Origin of the sequence: Streptomyces zagrosensis (genome assembly GCF_014203645.1) — a bacterium.
Classification (GTDB): Bacteria; Actinomycetota; Actinomycetes; order Streptomycetales; family Streptomycetaceae; genus Streptomyces; species Streptomyces zagrosensis.
In genome coordinates, this window is record NZ_JACHJL010000019.1 from 60,303 (window position 1) to 76,399 (window position 16,097).

Annotated in this window: 14 protein-coding genes and 2 pseudogenes; 14 read left to right on the forward strand and 2 right to left on the reverse strand. The window is 67.8% G+C overall.

The annotated features are described in order from the left end of the window. Positions 1-251: 251 nt before the first annotated feature. Positions 252-590 carry a ferredoxin gene (locus tag FHS42_RS28335; RefSeq protein WP_184576981.1) on the reverse strand — a complete coding sequence of 113 codons (339 nt, stop codon included), beginning with the start codon at positions 588-590 and terminating at the stop codon, positions 252-254. 240 nt (positions 591-830) lie between these two features. On the opposite strand from FHS42_RS28335, the gene arc reads away from it, so the two are divergent. The 5 genes from arc (at position 831) to prcA (ending at position 6,798) form a co-directional block, all read left to right on the forward strand. Further along, entirely contained in the window at positions 831-2,597 is a 1,767-nt protein-coding gene (gene arc / locus FHS42_RS28340; protein ID WP_184576985.1) for a proteasome ATPase, read from the forward strand. A gap of 271 nt (positions 2,598-2,868) precedes the next feature. Further along, entirely contained in the window at positions 2,869-4,380 is a 1,512-nt protein-coding gene (dop, locus tag FHS42_RS28345; protein WP_376772731.1) for a depupylase/deamidase Dop, read from the forward strand. A gap of 131 nt (positions 4,381-4,511) precedes the next feature. Then, the gene (locus tag FHS42_RS28350; RefSeq protein WP_184576988.1) at positions 4,512-4,730 is read left to right on the forward strand and encodes a ubiquitin-like protein Pup; all 219 of its coding nucleotides are present in this window, start codon (positions 4,512-4,514) and stop codon (positions 4,728-4,730) included. A 244-nt stretch (positions 4,731-4,974) separates the two neighbouring features. Further along, a complete protein-coding gene (prcB, locus tag FHS42_RS28355) occupies positions 4,975-5,820 on the forward strand; it encodes a proteasome subunit beta (protein ID WP_184576991.1) in 846 nt (281 codons plus the stop codon). Between the two features lie 57 nt (positions 5,821-5,877). Next, positions 5,878-6,798: a proteasome subunit alpha gene (gene prcA / locus FHS42_RS28360; RefSeq protein WP_312867072.1), complete on the forward strand. Its 921-nt coding sequence runs from the start codon at positions 5,878-5,880 to the stop codon at positions 6,796-6,798. A 168-nt stretch (positions 6,799-6,966) separates the two neighbouring features. On the opposite strand, the gene FHS42_RS37590 is transcribed toward prcA, so the two are convergent. Further along, positions 6,967-7,962, reverse strand: a complete 996-nt coding sequence (locus tag FHS42_RS37590; RefSeq protein ID WP_312867078.1) for a LacI family DNA-binding transcriptional regulator — start codon at positions 7,960-7,962, stop codon at positions 6,967-6,969. A 633-nt stretch (positions 7,963-8,595) separates the two neighbouring features. Here FHS42_RS37590 and FHS42_RS28370 point away from each other — a divergent pair. The 9 genes and pseudogenes from FHS42_RS28370 to FHS42_RS28405 all read left to right on the forward strand — a co-directional run bounded on the left by FHS42_RS28370 (position 8,596) and on the right by FHS42_RS28405 (position 15,888). Beyond that, complete coding sequence (locus tag FHS42_RS28370; RefSeq protein ID WP_184576997.1) at positions 8,596-9,867, forward strand: MFS transporter; 1,272 nt, start codon at positions 8,596-8,598, stop codon at positions 9,865-9,867. A 9-nt stretch (positions 9,868-9,876) separates the two neighbouring features. Next, a complete protein-coding gene (pafA, locus tag FHS42_RS28375; protein WP_184577000.1) occupies positions 9,877-11,238 on the forward strand; it encodes a Pup--protein ligase in 1,362 nt (453 codons plus the stop codon). A 129-nt stretch (positions 11,239-11,367) separates the two neighbouring features. Beyond that, the gene (locus FHS42_RS28380; protein WP_184577003.1) at positions 11,368-12,357 is read left to right on the forward strand and encodes an FKBP-type peptidyl-prolyl cis-trans isomerase; all 990 of its coding nucleotides are present in this window, start codon (positions 11,368-11,370) and stop codon (positions 12,355-12,357) included. Between the two features lie 40 nt (positions 12,358-12,397). Beyond that, positions 12,398-12,772 (forward strand): FKBP-type peptidyl-prolyl cis-trans isomerase, encoded by a 375-nt coding sequence (locus FHS42_RS28385; protein WP_184577005.1) that lies wholly within the window; start codon positions 12,398-12,400, stop codon positions 12,770-12,772. Between the two features lie 193 nt (positions 12,773-12,965). After that, positions 12,966-13,781: pseudogene (locus tag FHS42_RS39425) on the forward strand (helix-turn-helix transcriptional regulator); the annotation flags it as partial. A 114-nt stretch (positions 13,782-13,895) separates the two neighbouring features. Continuing rightward, positions 13,896-14,045: pseudogene (locus FHS42_RS39430) on the forward strand (WCX domain-containing protein); the annotation flags it as partial. A 20-nt stretch (positions 14,046-14,065) separates the two neighbouring features. Beyond that, positions 14,066-15,019: a helix-turn-helix transcriptional regulator gene (locus FHS42_RS28395; protein ID WP_184577011.1), complete on the forward strand. Its 954-nt coding sequence runs from the start codon at positions 14,066-14,068 to the stop codon at positions 15,017-15,019. A gap of 261 nt (positions 15,020-15,280) precedes the next feature. Then, complete coding sequence (locus FHS42_RS28400; RefSeq protein ID WP_184577014.1) at positions 15,281-15,541, forward strand: hypothetical protein; 261 nt, start codon at positions 15,281-15,283, stop codon at positions 15,539-15,541. A gap of 143 nt (positions 15,542-15,684) precedes the next feature. Then, on the forward strand, positions 15,685-15,888 hold the full coding sequence (locus FHS42_RS28405; protein WP_184577018.1) for a hypothetical protein: 204 nt from the start codon (positions 15,685-15,687) through the stop codon (positions 15,886-15,888). Positions 15,889-16,097: the final 209 nt, after the last annotated feature.

Genomic DNA, 16,097 nt, shown 5'->3' on the forward strand with positions numbered 1-16,097 from the left:
CCCGACATGTCCCCCGACGAGCCCGGCGCCGGGCAGCCGGCCCGAGCACCGGGGAGCGCAGACGCAGCGCGGTGGGTGGGGATACGCATCGTGCGCAGCAGTCGGGAGAGATTGCCAGGGTAGGGCGCGAGGGGCGGCGCGGTCGCCGTTGAGGGCTGGTCCGCGCCGCTGTCAGGACTTGATCACAGTGTTGAGCAAGGCCCTGACCTGCGCTGTCGGCGTCGCGACCCACTGGCTGGCCCACGAGTGGCTTAGGCCGCGTCCGGGCCGTACACCTCGACCTGATCGGCCACGCGCCGCACATGGATGCAGTCGCCGGGGCATTCCTTCGCCGAGTCCCTGACGTCGGCGAGCAGCGGCAGCGGCACCGGGACCGTCGCCCCGGGCTCGGCGAGCAGTTCGGCCTCCTCACCCGCTGGAGCAGGCGCCTTGACGTACGCCAGGCCGTCGATGTCGAGCTCGAAGATGTCGGGCGCGTATTGCGCACAAATGCCGTCGCCGGTGCACAGGTCCTGGTCGATCCACACCTCAAGGGACTCGGATGCGACGGCCGTCGTTTCGTTGCCGGAGACCTCGTTCTGCGCGGTCATTTCCCCTGCCGTTCCTGCGCGGGTGTACCAAATGAAGCCAGCCCTGACGGGTGTTGACCCTCTCGACCATACAACCGCCCGCTTTCCGATGTTGTTGGGTGGGTATCCCACTAACGTGAGGACGTGCGCAAGGGTGAAGATCGGACACACCCCGAACGGTTTGTGATCTAGGGGTTTCAACCTGCACCGGCCCAGGTAGGGTCTGGAAGCGTCCAGCTCCCCTTGGAGGAGGTGAGGACCGTGGCAGCCCACGACGACGACATCAACCGCGGCATCCGGCCGGGGCGGGGGTCTGAGGACCCAGCCGGCCAGGTTGCCTATCTAGAGCAGGAAATCGCCGTCCTGCGACGCAAGCTCGCCGACTCTCCGCGGCACACGAGGATTCTCGAAGAGCGGATCGTCGAGCTGCAGACCAACCTTGCAGGTGTGTCCGCGCAGAACGAACGACTTGCTAGCACCCTCCGCGAGGCCCGCGACCAGATCGTGGCCCTCAAGGAAGAAGTCGATCGGCTCGCGCAGCCACCGGCAGGCTTTGGGGTTTATCTGCAGTCGAACGAGGACGGCACGGCGGACATCTTCACCGGAGGCAGAAAGCTTCGGGTGAATGTCAGCCCCGGCGTCGAGCTCGATGAGCTCAGGCGTGGCCAAGAGGTCATGCTGAATGAGGCGCTCAACGTGGTCGAGGCCATGGAGTTCGAGCGAGCCGGGGACATCGTCACTCTCAAGGAAATCCTTGAGGATGGCGAGCGCGCCCTGGTGGTTGGGCACACCGACGAGGAGCGTGTGGTACGGCTCGCCGAGCCGTTGCTAGACGTGGTAGTCCGACCCGGTGACGCCCTGCTGCTTGATCCGCGTTCCGGCTATGTCTACGAGGTCATTCCTAAGAGCGAGGTCGAGGAGCTCGTTCTCGAAGAGGTTCCCGACATCGACTACACCAAGATCGGCGGCCTGGGCAACCAGATCGAGCTGATCAGGGACGCAGTCGAGCTCCCGTATCTCCACCCCGACCTCTTCAAGGAGCACGAACTCCGGCCGCCCAAGGGCGTGCTGTTGTACGGTCCGCCCGGCTGTGGCAAGACGCTGATCGCCAAGGCGGTGGCCAACTCCCTTGCCAAGAAGGTCGCTGAGGTGACCGGCAAGCCGGCGGGTAAGAGCTTCTTCCTCAATATCAAGGGTCCGGAGCTGCTCAACAAGTACGTTGGTGAGACCGAGCGGCACATTCGGTTGGTCTTCCAGCGGGCCAGGGAGAAGGCGAGCGACGGCACTCCGGTCATCGTTTTCTTCGACGAGATGGATTCCCTCTTCCGCACCCGCGGCTCGGGCGTTAGCTCGGACGTGGAAAACACCATCGTTCCCCAGCTTCTATCGGAGATCGACGGTGTGGAGGGCCTGGAGAACGTCATCGTCATCGGCGCCTCCAACCGCGAGGACATGATCGACCCGGCGATCCTGCGCCCGGGCCGCCTCGACGTGAAAATCAAGATCGAGCGTCCGGACGCGGAGGCCGCCAAGGACATCTTCGCGAAGTACCTCACGCCGACACTGCCGGTGCACACCGATGACCTCGCCGAGCATGGCGGGTCCCGGCAGGCAGCCGTCGGCGCCATGATCCAATCGGTCGTCGAGCAGATGTACGCGGAGTCCGAAGAGAACCGCTTCCTGGAAGTCACCTACGCCAACGGTGACAAGGAAGTTCTGTACTTCAAGGACTTCAACTCCGGCGCGATGATTCAAAACATCGTGGACCGGGCCAAGAAGATGGCCATCAAGGCTTTCCTCGACCACAAACAAAAGGGTCTTCGGGTCTCTCATCTGCTCGCCGCTTGCGTGGATGAGTTCAAGGAGAACGAGGACCTGCCGAACACCACCAACCCGGACGACTGGGCCCGAATCTCCGGCAAGAAGGGCGAGCGGATCGTCTTCATCCGCACGCTCGTCACCGGAAAGCAGGGGGCGGACACCGGTCGATCCATCGACACGGTGGCGAACACCGGTCAGTACCTGTAGTACCGCGCTCCGGCTGCGGATGTCCTGTCCTCGCCTCTCGCGGGGACGCCTGGGGGCATTCCGCAGCCGGACGCTTTTTCTCCGGCTGGCGCGGCCGGAGAACGACGGGAGCAATGACTGTAATGATCTCCCCACCGCCGCTCAGTCGTTCTAGGCTCGTCGGTACCGCAGCGCCGCGATGTGGAGGATCGGGGACCGCACACGCATCGGATGCGCAGCGGTACTTGAGCGCCGACCTCACCGGTGGGCGCCGCCGGGCAAGGAGGGCCGCATGACCGTACGGCGAGTAATGGGAATTGAGACGGAGTACGGAATTTCCGTCCCTGGTCACCCGAACGCCAATGCCATGCTCACCTCATCCCAGGTCGTCAACGCCTACGCGGCGGCGATGCACCGGGCGCGTCGCGCCCGCTGGGACTTCGAGGAGGAGAACCCGCTGCGGGACGCCCGTGGCTTTGACCTCGCCCGCGAGTCGGCGGACTCCAGCCAGCTCACGGACGAGGACATCGGGCTGGCCAACGTCATTCTCACCAACGGCGCGCGGCTGTACGTGGACCATGCGCACCCGGAGTACAGCTCGCCCGAGGTCACCAATCCCAGGGACGCCGTGCTGTGGGACAAGGCCGGTGAGCGCATCATGGCCGAGGCCGCCGAGCGCGCAGCACAGGTGCCCGGAGCGCAGCCGATTCACCTGTACAAGAACAACACCGACAATAAGGGCGCCTCCTATGGCACCCATGAGAACTACCTGATGAAGCGGGCGACGCCGTTTTCGGACATCGTTCGACACCTCACCCCCTTCTTCGTCTCCCGGCAGGTGTTCACGGGTGCGGGCCGCGTGGGCATCGGGCAGGACGGCCACGACCACGGCTTTCAGCTCAGCCAGCGTGCCGACTACTTCGAGGTCGAGGTGGGCCTGGAAACGACCCTCAAGCGGCCGATCATCAACACCCGGGATGAGCCGCATTCGGACGCGGAGAAGTACCGCAGACTGCACGTGATCATCGGGGATGCCAACCTCTCCGAGATCTCGACCTACCTCAAGCTCGGTACCACGGCGCTGGTGCTGTCCATGATCGAAGACGGCTTCATCGCCGTTGACCTGGCCATTGACCAGCCGGTGCGTACCTTGCACCAGGTCTCACACGACCCCACGCTGCGCCGTTTGATCACCTTGCGCAGCGGTCGTACGCTGACCGCGGTCCAGCTCCAGATGGAGTATTACGAGCTGGCCCGCAAGTACGTGGAGGACCGCTACGGCGCCGACGCGGACGAGCAGACCAAGGACGTCCTCGCGCGCTGGGAAGACGTGCTCAACCGGCTGGAGCGCGATCCGATGAGCCTGTCGGGCGAGCTGGATTGGGTTGCCAAGCGGGAACTGCTTGAGGGCTACCGGCGCCGTGACGGCCTGGAGTGGGACGCAGCGCGGCTGCACCTGGTGGACCTCCAGTACGCGGACGTGCGCCCCGACAAGGGCCTCTACAACCGTCTGGTGGCCCGGGGCAAGATGTCCCGGCTCCTGGAGGAGGGCGAGGTGGAGCGGGCCGAGAACAAGCCGCCGGAGGACACCAGGGCGTACTTCCGCGGTCGCTGCCTGGAGCAGTACGCGGATCACGTGGCGGCGGCGTCCTGGGACTCGGTGATCTTCGATCTGCCGGGCCGTGACTCCCTGCAACGGGTGCCCACGCTGGAGCCGCTGCGGGGCACCCGCAACCATGTCAAGGAGCTCCTTGACCGCTGTCGTACGGCCGAGGACCTGGTCCGTTTGCTGTCTGGCGGCTGAACGCGTCTGAGAGATGAGAGATCAGGGAATCATCGAGGTGGTTTTCGAACGTTGTAGACAAGTGCGGGCCCGATGTCGGGCCCGGCTTGTAGGGTCTGATCTTGTACGTCGAACCGAGCGGGGTGAGGGATATGGCGACCAAGGACACCGACGGTGGACAGCAGCGGGCTACGCGTTCCAAGGAGGAGGTCGAAGAACAGACCCAGGACGCGCAGGGCTCCGAGGACCTGAAGGAGCGGCAGGACAAGCTCTCCGATGACGTGGACTCCGTGCTGGACGAAATCGATGACGTCCTGGAGGAGAACGCCGAGGACTTCGTCCGGTCATTCGTGCAAAAGGGTGGCCAGTAGGACCGACGGACATGATCGACTCTCCGCGGGAGAGGCGCGTGCCCGCATGGCGGGCTGCGGCGGTGATGACCCGACAGGGCTCCCCGGCGATCTATCAGATCGGTTCCACCGCGCATGTGGGTCAACGTCATGGGACGGGTAGGGTCCCGGGCACACGGTGCTTCAACCGCGATTCGGCCAAGGGAACGTTGAGCGATGGCCTGGCGATAAGCCGCCAGGCCATCGCATATCTGGAAGGAAACTTGTGGAAGCCAACACTCGTATCACCGGGCGTCTACCTGCTGCCTTCCTGACGCCCGGGTCCGCCTCGTTCATGGACTTCCTCGGTGACCACGCGCCGGCGCTGCTCCCGGGTAACCGGCCGCTGCCTCAGGTGCGCGGTGCCATCGAGGCGCCGCACGGCACCACCATCGTGGCGGCGACGTTCCCCGGCGGCGTGATTCTCGCCGGTGATCGGCGGGCCACCATGGGTAACGTCATCGCGCAGCGCGACATTGAGAAGGTCTTCCCGGCCGACGAGCATTCAGCGGTCGGCATCGCGGGCACGGCGGGCCTCGCCGTGGAGATGGTCAAGCTCTTCCAGTTGGAGCTTGAGCACTTCGAGAAGGTGGAAGGTGCCCAGCTTTCCCTGGAGGGCAAGGCCAACCGGCTCTCCACGATGATCCGCGGCAACCTCGGCATGGCGATGCAGGGCCTGGCCGTGGTGCCGCTGTTCACGGGTTGGGATGTTGACCGCGAGAAGGGGCGCATCTTCTCGTACGACGTCACCGGCGGGCGATCGGAGGAGTACGGCTTCGCGGCCACCGGCTCGGGCTCGGTTTTCGCCCGGAGCTCGCTGAAGAAGCTCTACCGCGAGGACCTGGCGGAAGATCAGGCCGCCACCGCCGTGGTGCAGGCGCTCTACGATGCGGCCGACGACGACTCCGCCACCGGCGGACCGGACCTCGCCCGGCGGATCTACCCGATCGTCACCGTTATTACGGACGAGGGCGTTCGACGTCTGACCGAGCCTGAGATGTCCGAAATTGTGCGGGCCGTCCACGAGCGGCGACTTGAGCAGCCGGACGGTCCTCGGGCCGCCATCCTCTGACGAGGCAGGGAAGGCCCGTCAATGCACTCGCCACTGACAGAAAGGGACGGATAGCCGGTGTCGACGCCGTTCTATGTCTCACCCCAGCAGGCCATGGCCGACCGCGCCGAGTACGCCCGCAAGGGCATCGCGCGGGGTCGCAGCGTCGTCGTGCTCCAGTACACCGACGGCATCGTCTTCGTCGCCGAAAACCCGTCCCGAGCGCTCCACAAGGTCAGCGAGATCTACGACCGGATCGCCTTCGCGGCGGTCGGCAAGTACAACGAGTTCGAGAACCTGCGCATCGGCGGTGTCCGCTATGCCGATCTCCGCGGATACACGTACCACCGGGAGGATGTGACCGCCCGTGGCCTCGCGAACGTTTACGCGCAGACCCTGGGCACCATCTTCTCCAGCAACGCCGAGAAGCCGTACGAGGTCGAACTGATCGTCGCCGAGGTCGGGGCGGGCCCCGAAGACGATCAGATCTACCGGCTCCCGCACGACGGTTCGATCGTGGACGAACACGGCTCGGTCGCGGTCGGGGGCAATTCCGATCAGATCGGCACCTACCTCGATCAGCGGCACCGAGACGGAATGACGCTCGGTGAGGCGCTGAAGCTTGCCGTGGAGTCGCTGTCCCGCGACAACAACGGCGGTGAGCGGAGCCTGACCGCCGAGCAGTTGGAGGTCGCGGTGCTCGACCGCACCCGACCCCAGCAGCGGAAGTTCAAGCGGATTCTCGGCAGCCAGCTCACCCGGTTGCTGGAGGGAGACGCGACAACAGAGACCGTCACGGACGAGGAGGCGGATGCGTCGGGCGGCGCATCTGGCGATGCGTCTGGTGACGCGTCTGATGACGCCTCCGGCGACGCGGACGAGACGCAGACCGCGCCCGCGAAGCCGGCCGGGAAGACGAAGGCCGCGGCGGCCAAGGACGAGCCGAAGGACGGCCCCAAGGACGACCCGGACGCGTCAGCTGGGAGCAAGAAGAAGTAGCAGTACCCCGCCCCACCGCGGCGTGGATGACTCCTCGCACGCGCAACGCCTCACCCCGGCACGCGACTTGGTCGCTGGCCGGGGTGTCGTGTCGTGTCGGGTCATGCCGCGCCGTGCCGCGCCGCCGCGCCGCGCCGCCGGGGGAGTGGCCGGCGCAAAGCGGGGCCGTTAGATCGCCTGCGGTGGGTCGGTGGGGGGTGGGGCGGTTGAGGCGCGGGTGACCAGTTCGACCGGCAGCGTGGTGACATCGGCCGCGTCGCCGTCCAGGATCGCGATCAGCGCGCGCATCCCCGCCGCCCCCACGTCCTCGGCGGGTAGCCGTACGGTCGTCAGTTCCGGTTCGACCGCCGTTGCCAGCGACAAATCGTCAAAGCCGGTCACCGAGACGTCTTGCGGGACCCGCAGTCCCCATCGCCGCACCGCCTTGCACGCGCCCGCGGCCAGGACATCGTCGTCACAGATCAGCACCGTGGGCAGAGGGCCGGGCCGGGCGAGCGCCCGTTCGGCGGCCCGCAGGCCGCCGGCGACGGACAGCGCGGCGGACTCGGTCTGTACGGACGTGCCCGCGGTGCCGCTCAGGGCCGCGGCGATGGCGGCGGCGCGTACCTGGAACGTCCAGGAATCTACGGCGGCGGCGACATGTGCGAACCGGCGGTGCCCCAAAGCGAGCAGGTGCCCCGTCAGCCGTCGCATGCCCTCCGCGATGTTGACGTTCACGGTCGCGGCGCCTTCGGTCCGCTCCGGGTCACTGTCGAGCATCACCAGCGGCAGCCCGTCACCGCGCAGAGCGGTCAGTGCGTCGGCCGCCATCGATGAGGCGATGACCCCGTCGAGCGCGGCCTGCGCCGAGCCGAACGGGTCGCGTGCCTGGCCGATGCCGTCCGGGGAGGGGTAGAGCACCACACCGACGCCGTGCGCGGCGGCGACTTCCGCGGCTCCGGCGTAGACCCGGGCGAAGAACTCGCTGCTGAGCGCGGGCACCACCAGCAGGGCGGTCCTGGTGTGCCCGAGCCGTAGGGTGCGCGCGGCGAGGTTCGGCCGGTAGCCGAGTTCCCGTGCGGCTTCGCGCACCGCGTCCGCTGTACGAGGCGATACGCGGCCCCGCCACTTGTCGCCCAGTACCAGTGACACGGTGGCCTGTGAGACGCCCGCAGCGCGCGCCACGTCCCGACTGGTGGGGCGGGTAGGGGGAGTGGGCGGGGTCGGGAGCGCCGCATGACCACCGGCCGGCTCATCCGCCGCAGAGGAGGCACTCGCCGCAGAGGAGGCACCCGCCGTAGAGGCGGCATCCGCGACAGAGGCGGCATCCGCCGCACGGGCGACGTCCGCCGCGGGGGAGGTGTCAGCCGCAGGGGCGGTAGCCGCTGCCGCGGCTCGCGGGGCAGCGCTCTGGTGTGCGGGGCGCCTCGGGGCGCGCTCGGGCCCTGGGCCCGCCGTGTCTATCACCACTGTCACGTTCCTCGTTTCGCCCCTCGTTCGCCGCCGAGCGTCGAGCGCCGGCGCCTGGCCACCTCCGCGGCCTCGGTGCGTGGGGCCGTCGCTGGCGACCGTTTCCAAAGTGCTACCGGCGGCCGGCGGCTCGCGGCCGACCAGCCATGGGCGATCGCCGCCAGCGCTTGCGCGCCGCAGCGGCGGAAGCACCCGCAGCCGGCCCGTCCGCAAGCGCACAGGCCCCTGGCGCACCAGCAACTGAGTAGACCGGGTAGCAGCGGCCATGGTACGTATGACGGCGCAACGTTATACGTAACACTTGACGGCTGGGCGATGCCACGCGACGTCGATGGAGGGAGTGGGGCGATGGCCACGGGCTATGCCGAACTGCTGCGGACCAGGCACGCGGCGCGGTTGCTCACCGGGACGCTCATCGGCCGGCTGCCGAACGCAACGGCGGCGCTCGCCATCGTGCTGTTCACCCGTTCGCAGGGCGGCAGCTACGCCCTGGCGGGGGCGCTGTCCGCTGTTTACGGCATCGGTACCGCCATCGGCCAACCGTTGCTCGGCAGGGCCGTGGACCTCTACGGGCAGCCGCGGGTGATGTTCCCCGCCGCCGTGGCCTCCGGCCTTGGCATGGTGCTCTTCGCCGTCGTCGGCCTCGATCCACTGCCCGCGGCGTACGCGGCCATGGTGATCGCCGGCATCTGCACACCACCCCTGGAAGGCGGCTTGCGGGCGCTGTGGCCGCAGGTGCTGCGGCGTCCCGACCAGGTGCACACCGCCTACGCGCTGGATGCCGTGGCGCAGGAGGTGATGTTCTCGATCGGGCCGCTGATGGTCACGCTGCTGGTCGCCGCGTGGTCGGAAGCGGCGGCGCTGTTGGTCATCAACGCGATCGGAGTGCTGGGCGCACTGTCCGTGGTGGTCTCCCAGCCGTCCCGTGCCTGGCGGTCCGCGCCGCGCGAGGCGCACTGGCTCGGGGCGCTGCGCTCACCCGGGATGCTCGTACTGATCGGCTCCTTCTTCTTCGTGGGCCTTGCCCTTGGTGCGATCGCCGTGGCGTCCGTGGCGTACGCCGATGAGTACGGCGGCGGCATGGTCTCCAGCTATCTGCTCTCCGCGCTCGGCGTCGGTGCGCTGGTCGGCGGCGTCTGCTACGGCGCGCGGACCTGGCCAGGGGTGCCAGAGCGGCGGCTGCGGCTGCTGGTCGCGGCGCTGGCGCTCGGCTATCTGCCGCTGGCGATCGTGCCTGGCGTCGTTGCGATGACCGTGCTGGCCGGGGTCGCCGGCGTCTTCTTGGCCCCGGCCCTCGCCTGCGCCTTCGTGGTCGTGGACCGGCACGCGCCGCGTGGCACCGTCACCGAGGCGTTCTCCTGGCTGGTGACCACGTTCGGCGTCGGCGCGGCGGTCGGTACGGCCGCGGCCGGCCCCGCCGTGGAAGTGGGTGGCGTGGTGGCCGGGTTCGCCGTCCCGGGCGCCGCCGGCCTTGCGGCGCTGCTGGTGTTGATCGGCTGCCGGGGCGTCCTGGCTGGTGATGTCGTACGGGCCGACACCCCAACGGTTGGTGACGCGGGGGCGGAAAATGATCGAAACGGTGCCGACGAACCCGGTTTCAGAGCGGGTCATCAGGCGTAATGTTCAGTCATGGACCGCCGCATTTTCGGGCTGGAGAACGAGTACGGCGTCACGTGCACGTTCAGGGGACAGCGCCGACTGTCACCTGACGAAGTGGCGCGATACCTCTTCCGCCGTGTCGTTTCTTGGGGCCGCAGCAGCAACGTCTTTCTGCGTAACGGCGCCCGCCTCTACCTTGACGTGGGCTCGCACCCGGAATATGCAACTCCCGAGTGCGACGACGTGACCGAGCTGGTCACCCACGATAAAGCTGGTGAGCGCATCCTTGAAGGCTTGCTGGTTGACGCGGAACGCCGCCTGCACGAGGAGGGAATCGCAGGCGACGTCTATTTGTTCAAGAACAACACCGATTCGGCAGGAAACTCCTATGGGTGCCACGAAAATTATCTCGTGGCCCGCCACGGGGAGTTCTCCCGGCTAGCCGACATTCTCATTCCCTTCCTCGTCACGCGCCAAATGCTGTGCGGCGCTGGCAAGGTGCTACAAACCCCGCGTGGGGCGGTGTACTGCGTCAGTCAGCGCGCCGAGCACATCTGGGAGGGAGTCAGCTCCGCCACCACTCGCTCGCGCCCGATCATCAACACCAGGGACGAGCCGCACGCCGACGCGGAGCGCTACCGCAGGCTGCATGTCATCGTCGGCGACTCCAACATGTCCGAGACGACCATGCTGCTCAAGGTCGGCGCGACCGACCTCGTGCTGCGCATGATCGAGGCAGGCACGGTCATGCGCGACCTGACCCTGGAGAACCCCATTCGGGCCATCCGCGAGGTCAGTCACGACATCACCGGCCAGCGCAAGGTGCGCCTCGCCAGCGGACGGGAGGCTTCCGCTCTCGAAGTCCAACAGGAGTACTACGAGAAGGCCGTCGATTTCTGCGAGCGGCGGGGCATCAGGACCGGCACCGTCGAGCGCGTACTGGAACTGTGGGGCCGCACGCTGGAAGCGGTGCGCACCGAGGACCTTGACAGCATCGCGACCGAAATCGATTGGGTGATGAAATATCAGCTCATCGAGCGGTACCGAGCGAAGAACAACATCACCATGTCGCATCCGCGAGTCGCTCAGATAGACCTCGCCTACCACGACATCCACCGCCGTAGGGGTCTCTACTACCTCCTGGAACGCAGGGGGCAAGCGGCCCGGATCTGCAACGACTTGAAGATCTTTGAAGGCAAGTCGGTGCCACCGCAGACCACTCGTGCGCGGCTGCGCGGCGACTTCATCCGCCGGGCCCAGGAACAGCGTCGCGACTTCACCGTCGATTGGGTGCATCTCAAGCTCAATGACCAGGCGCAGCGCACCGTGCTGTGCAAGGACCCGTTCCGGTCGGTGGACGACCGAGTGGAGAAGCTGATCGCCGGAATGTGAGCCTCACGCTGGCGTCGTACTGACTACGGGCACCCTGAAGGGCTCCGTCACGTTCCTCGTGCGGGGCCCTTCGCACGTCGTAGAGTGGCGCCCATTGCCCACAGCCAGTTCGACTGAACGAGGAATTCCGTGCGCCGACGCTCCGTACTCCTCGCCGTGCCCGCCGGCCTGCTCACGCTCGCGGGCTGCGGCGACGACGACAACAACAAGGACAAGGCCGACAAGGCCGATACGTCGAAGTCTCCCACGGCGCAGCCGACCGGGAAGGTCGTGACGGGTCCGCTGCCCGAGATCACCAAGGGCAAGGAGTTCGGCCAGAAACCGACCATGGCCAAGGGTCCAGGCAAGCCCTCTCCCGATCTTGCGGTCAAGACGGTCGTCGCGGGCCGTGGCGTGACCGTGGCCAAGGGCGACCTCCTCCAGGTGAGCTACCTCGGCCAGAAGTGGGATTCCGGCAAGGTGTTCGACAACTCCTACGACCAGGGCAAGCCCGTGGTCTTCCCGATCGGGGTCGGCAAGGTCATCCCGGGCTGGGACCAGGGCCTGGTGGGTAAGAAGGTGAACAGCCGGATTCAGCTCGGCATTCCGTCCAAGCTTGGGTATGGCGAGAAAGGCACCCCCGACGGGTCCATCAAGGGCGGCGAGACCCTGGTGTTCGTCGTGGACGTTATCGGCAGCTTCAACGGCAAGAGCGCGGCACAGGGCAAAGAGGTCAAGCAGACCGACAAGGCCGTGCCGGTCGTCGGAGCCAAGACGGACGGCAAGGCCCCGTCCATCGAGGTGCCGAAGGCCAAGGCGCCCACGAAGCTCGTCTCGAACTACGTCCTGGAAGGCGACGGCGCCGAACTCAAGGAGTCGGACACCGTCCTGGTCCAGTACAAGGGCGTGCTGTGGGAAACCGGCAAGGAGTTCGACTCCAGCTACTCCCGCAACGAGCCGGCCCAGTTCTCCTTGCAGGAGGTCGTCCCCGGCTGGTCGAAGGGGCTGGCGGGAAAGAAGGTCGGGAGCCGGGTGCTGGTCGTGGTCCCCCCGGACATGGGCTACGGCAAGGAGAAGAAGGGCGACATCCCGGCGAACTCCACGCTGGTCTTCTCCGTGGACATCCTGGCGGCTCTGTAAGACTGTCCCGGTTGCCCACAACGTCAGCAAGGAGTTTTGCGTGACCATCGACAAGCCTGAGATCGACTTCCCGGGCGGCGAGCCGCCGGTCGACCTGGAGATCAAGGACATCTGGGAGGGCGACGGCCCGGTAGCCAAGGCCGGGGACACCGTCCAGGTCCACTACGTAGGGGTGGCCTTCAGCACCGGCGAGGAGTTCGACGCGAGCTGGAACCGCGGCACGCCGCTGGCCTTCCAGCTCGGCGCCGGCCGAGTCATCGCGGGATGGGACCAGGGCGTGCAGGGCATGAAGGTGGGCGGCCGTCGCCAGCTCATCATCCCCGCGCACCTCGCCTATGGCGACAATGGCGCCGGCGCTGGCGCCATCGCGCCCGGCGAGACCCTGATCTTCGTCTGCGACCTGGTCGCCGTCTGATCTGACCGGTGCGCGGCACTGCGCCGCCCCGGTCCGCGACGAGGTTGGCATGGGCCGACCTGGTCGCTGTGGACGACCGCATGAGGGCCCGTACCCGGGTGCACTGCCCGGGTGCGGGCCCTCGGCTTTTGCCCGCACTCCGGGGAACGGTACGGTCACCGTCGTAGGAGCTGTCCTTCGAGAAGAGGCGTCGATGGCCATTGCCAAGGCCGAGCGGTTGATGAATCTGGCCTTGTGTCTCCTCGCGACCCGGCGCCCGCTCACAAAGCGGGAGTTGAGGTCGTCCATCGAGGCGTACTTGGAGGCCGATGCGTCCGGTACTGACGAGGCTGTAAACCGGATGTTCGAGCGGGACAAGGACGACCTGCGCGAGCTGGGCCTGGTCATCGAGACGGTTGACGGGATCGACGGGGAGCCGGGTTATTTGGCCCGCCGCGACAGCAACCGGCTGCCTCCCATCACGCTCGACGCGGAGGAGGCGGCGGCGCTTGGGCTCGCCGCCAAGGTGTGGCAGCACGCCCGGCTCGCCGGTGCGGCCAGCGGTGCGCTGCAAAAGCTGCGGGCGGCCGGGATGCCGCTCGCCGACGAGCCGTACGAACTTCAGCCGTACAGCGCCCTGGAGCCGCGCATCCCGGCACACGAGGCGGCGTTCGAGCCGCTGATGCTCGCCTGCCGCGACCGCCGCCCGGTCACCTTCGACTACCGCAGGTCCAACGCCGCGCGCCCCGAGCGGCGCAATGTGGAACCGTGGACCTTGGAGTGCTGGCGCGGCCACTGGTACCTGGCCGGTTGGGACCGCGACCGGGCCGCCGAGCGGGTCTTCCGGCTCTCCCGGATCACCGACCGGGTCCGTTCCAAGGCCGGGGCCTTCACCGCCGAGGTCCCCGATCATGTGACGGTCCGCGAGACGGTGGAGAGCTGGGCGGGCGAGACCGCCACCGGCACCGCCCGCATCAGGCTCCGTACCGGGCACGGCTATCCGCTCCGCGCAAAGGCGATCAGCATCCGACCGGTGAGCGGCGGCGTAGCGGCCGTGGAGGCCGTAGACGCGGTGGACGCAGCGGACACCGTGGGCTCCGTGGACTCAGAAAGCGCCGCGGGCGCGGGCGAGAGCGCCGCTGGGGAGCCGGGCGACTGGGATGAGCTGGAGATTCCGTACGGACATGGGCTGGATGCCTGGCTGGTGGAGTTCGGGCCCGATGTGGTGGTCCTGGAACCCGCCGAGCTGCGGGCAGACGTGGTGGACCGGCTGCGCGCCGTGGCCAAGGGCTAAGAGGGACGGACGGATGTTTCATGGCTAGCAATGCCATCGACCAAACCCGGCGAATGCTGTCTTTGGTGACGTATCTACGGGAGCGCCCCGGTGCCCGCGTCAGCGACGTGGCCCGCGCCTTTGGCATCACCGAGGACGAACTGATCGCCGACCTCGACGTACTGCCGATGTGCGGTACCAGCTTCCGGGGTGGTGATCTGCTGGACATAGACACCGATGGTGACCGGATCTGGTGGCACAACCCGGACAGTGCCGGGACCGAGCCCCTGCGGCTCGCGGCCGACGAGGCCACCGCGCTCCTGGTGGCCGCCCGGGCCGTGGCGACCTTGCCGGGGCTGCGGGAGGGGGATCGGCAGGCGCTGCTGCGGGCCACCGCGAAGCTGGAGGCGGCAGCGGGGGAGGCGGCCGGCGCCAGCTCTCGGCTCTCGGTCACCTTCGAGTCCGAGGGCGGGGTCTTCGCCGATGTGGACCGGGCCATCGCCGAGCGTCGGCGCCTGTGGTTGCGCTACTACTCGCCGGCCCGAGACGAACTGACCGAGCGCGAGGTCGATCCGATCCGGCTGTTCGCCGTTGGCCACACATATGTCGAGGCCTGGTGCCGCCTCTCGGAGGCGCGGCGCACCTTCCGCCTTGACCGGGTTGCCGAGATCAAGCTTTTGGACGAGCCGTCCGATCCGCCGCCCATCGAACTGCGGGACCTGTCCGAGGGGTTGGTGCAGCCCGCGGCCGAAGACCCGAAGGTGGTGATCGAGGTGGCGCCGGGCGGGCGCTGGGTCGCCGAGTATTACCCGCACGACAGCGCCGAGGAACAGCCCGATGGCGGCCTGCGGATCACGCTGCGTACCCCCGACCCCGGCTCGCTGCGTCGGCTCGCGCTACGGCTCGGCAGGGACGGCCGGATCGTGGCGCCGCGCGAGTTGGCCGACAGCGCCCAGGACGCGGCGCGTCGGGCACTGGCCGCCTACGGCGAGTGAACATCTCGCCGCGCAGTGTGCCGCTTCCCAGGTCGGGGGACGGACTTTTTGGGCGTACGGGCCCAAGCGGAACGCGGTGGATGCGCACCGGGCTTGCCGCGTGATCGGATGGGCGCCGCGCGGAACGAGTGTGACCAGGCGTGTGCGGATCGTGGCGGCCTGGTGACCGACTGGTTGCCGGTTGAGGCGGAAGCGTGCGAAGTGGGTGCACGGCCGGTTCGCGTGCGGTGGAGTGGACGTATGGCGAGTGGAGGGGCGCAGATGACGGCACAGATGACGGCGCGGACGACGCAGCGGACCACACCGGTGATGTTCAAGGCCGCGTGCCCGCGATGTCGGGGCAGCTTCGAGTTGGCAGCGGAAGCCCTGCGGCTGGTGGTGGGCGGCACGAGTCGTACCACGTTCTACTCCTTCACCTGCCCGGACTGCGGCGAAGCGGTACGCAAGCCGGCCGGCGAGCGCATCGTGGAGTTGCTGATCAACGGCGGGGTCAGCACGCTAAGGCTGCACTCCAGGATGTGAACGCCTGCCTGCGTCTGCCTGCGTACGTCTGTGCCTGCCTGTGCCTGCCTGCCTGCGTCTGTCTGCGCCTGCCTGCGGTAGGGGCCTGCGCCTGCGGGCGGGCGGTTGCCGGGCTTTGAGCGGTGACCGGTAGGTTGCCTTCCATGCTCTGGCCGATGCTTGCTATCGCTCTCGCCTTTTGTGGTCTCGCCGTTCTCGCCATCCTCGCTGCGCGCGTATATCGGGAGGTCCGGCGGCTGGCGCGGCAGGTGGGGGAGAGCTCGGAGCGGATCGCACGGGCGTCCCAGGACCTGGAGCGGGCCACCGGTCCGCTGGCCGCTCAGGTGGACGGACTGCGCAGGCGATGACGGCCCGTGGCCAGGGCGCATGACAACGGTGCAGCTCAGGCGCTCTCCTCCCGGGAACACACGAGCGGTACGCTGAGGGGCGCGGCCCTGGTATCGAGGCTCGGGGACGCAATCGGGAAGACGCTCGGGGATTGCCACTCGTTTACCCCGCCGCGTTACGATCGCTGCCAGCACGGCTGCCGGACTCCCGACGTCCGTCCGGTCGGACA